The organism is Bradyrhizobium sp. Kon56, from assembly GCF_055807635.1.
The window spans coordinates 1-240 of record NZ_JBVVOU010000593.1 but is presented as its reverse complement, the minus strand read 5'-3'; the positions used below and the strand labels follow the sequence as shown (position 1 = coordinate 240).

The following is a 240-nucleotide window of genomic DNA, read 5'->3' as shown; positions in this document are numbered from 1 at the left end:
CCTGCAGCACGAAGCCGATGGCGTAGCCGACCTGGAACCAGAAGTTGATGTTGGCGTAGTCCATCGCCGTCCAGCTCATTTCCTTGGCCAGAATCGGTTGCATCACGCCCAGGGCGGCGCGGTCGATGTAGTTGAGGGTGGTGGCGAAGAACACCAGGGCCAGCATGCCCCAGCGGGTTTTACCCACGGCCAGGGCGCCGCGGATCTTGTCGCCGATGCCGGCGTGCGGTGTGCCCGGGC

Annotated in this window: 1 pseudogene; it reads right to left on the bottom strand. The window is 65.4% G+C overall.

The annotated features are described in order from the left end of the window. Nucleotides 1-240 (bottom strand): annotated as a pseudogene (locus tag AC0L3B_RS40185) (hypothetical protein); the annotation flags it as partial.